Consider the following 1,966-nt stretch of genomic DNA (forward strand, 5'->3'; position numbering starts at 1 on the left):
TTTGAAACTACTACTGGCAGTTTGCTCCAGAAAATTACCGCACCAGACGGTTCTCAAGAAGACAATTTCGGATTCTCAGTAGCTCTAAGCGATCACCTCGCCCTGATTGGTGCCTTCAGAGACGATGAAAACGGAGAAGACATTGGTTCAGCCTACCTATTTGAAACTACTACTGGCAGTTTGCTCCAGAAAATTACCGCACCAGACGGTTCTCCATTTGACTCCTTTGGATTCTCAGTAGCTCTAAGGGATAACCTCGCTCTGATTGGTGCCCCAGCAGACGATGAAAACGGAAGCAACAGTGGTTCAGCATACTTGTTTACCATCAACCCTCAACCAACACCAGAGCCATCATCGCTCTTAGGAATAGCAGGAACAGTAGCGATCGCCGCCTTATCCCGAAAGAAGCAGCAGAAAAAATAACAATAAAAATTTATCTCAAGGTTAGCCCTTGACCCGCATAAGTAGGAACGTTCCATGAAAAGTCCCTACAGGATTTTGATTGTGACGATGTGGTTCATCAATATGAAAAGCGCTGTCAGATCAAATCCGGTTAAACAGTTATAGATTAGTTAAGTTTTTAGGAGTCAGTCCTCAGGGGTCAGTCCTCAGGAGATCGAGAATATAGAATAGGGGAAAAAGGTAGAAAAATGTCCCAACTCTCCCAACTCTCCCCCCTCTCCCCCCTCTCCCAACTCTCCCCTGTTCCCTCATATAACTTGAAGTGCGGAACGTGGGATAGAACATAAGTTTTATGAAGATTTGATGAAGTAGGCAAAATGCTATTGACACCAGAAAATGGAGCATATAGGATTAAAAGAAGTTTAATAACAAACAACAGAGAAACTCCTCTGTGTAGGTGCTTCTGATTAAAACATATGCATTTCATTTCTGATCCAGAAATTATCAATTATATCATGTCCGGATAATTAGTTATAAAAAAACTTTCTCCTTCTTCTCCTGTTGTTCTTCTTCCTTCCCTCTTTTCTCCTGAGGAGTGACTCCTGAGTGCGGAGTCCTCAGGAGTTAACTATTAATCACTGTTTAACCGGACATGATATTACTCCCCTCCCAGGAGGGGTTAGGGGTGGGTTAAGTGTTCCCTCCATACCTCTTCCCTTATATCATGTCCGGATAATTAGTTATAAAAAAACTTTCTCCTTCTTCTCCTGTTGTTCTTCTTCCTTCCCTCTTTTCTCCTGAGGAGTGACTCCTGAGTGCGGAGTCCTCAGGAGTTAACTATTAATCACTGTTTAACCGGACATGATATTACTCCCCTCCCAGGAGGGGTTAGGGGTGGGTTAAGTGTTCCCTCCATACCAGTTAAGTGTTCCCTCATATAACTTACAAATTCATGGCAACAAATAGAGGAAAAATTTTAGATATGCACAATCAAAAACAAGCAATTAAGAGCAAAGCCACTAACCTAAACAAAATTGGTAAAATAGCCTCCTGTCCGCTCCTGGCACTTCTTGCTTTGACAGCTCCTGCTAACGCTTTTGAACTGAAACTTACCGCACCCGACGGTTCTCCATTTGACTTGTTTGGAGAGTCAGTAGCTCTAGGGGATAACCTTGCCCTGATTGGTGCATCAGAAGACGATGACAACGGAGAAGAAAGTGGTTCAGCCTACCTATTTGACACTACTACTGGCAGTTTGCTCCAGAAATTTACCGCAGCTGACGGTTCTCCATTTGACTTATTTGGATTATCAGTAGCTCTAGGGGATAACCTTGCCCTGATTGGTGCATTACTAGACGATGACAACGGAGAAGAAAGTGGTTCAGCCTACCTATTTGACACTACTACTGGCAGTTTGCTCCAGAAATTTACCGCAGCTGACGGTTCTCCATTTGACTTATTTGGATTATCAGTAGCTCTAGGGGATAACCTTGCCCTGATTGGTGCATTACTAGACGATGACAACGGAGCAGACAGTGGTTCAGCCTACCTATTTGACACTACT

2 protein-coding genes are annotated in these 1,966 nt (G+C 43.4%); both read left to right on the forward strand.

The genetic code is table 11. The features are described 5' to 3' along the window. On the forward strand, positions 1-423 hold a 423-nt coding region (locus ACP6PK_RS29290; protein WP_426564981.1), incomplete at its 5' end, for an FG-GAP repeat protein. A gap of 931 nt (positions 424-1,354) precedes the next feature. Continuing rightward, on the forward strand, positions 1,355-1,966 hold a 612-nt coding region (locus ACP6PK_RS29295), incomplete at its 3' end, for an FG-GAP repeat protein (protein WP_426564983.1).

The organism is Dapis hubbardiae BLCC-M172, assembly GCF_050016015.1.
Lineage (GTDB): Bacteria > Cyanobacteriota > Cyanobacteriia > Cyanobacteriales > Microcoleaceae > Trichodesmium.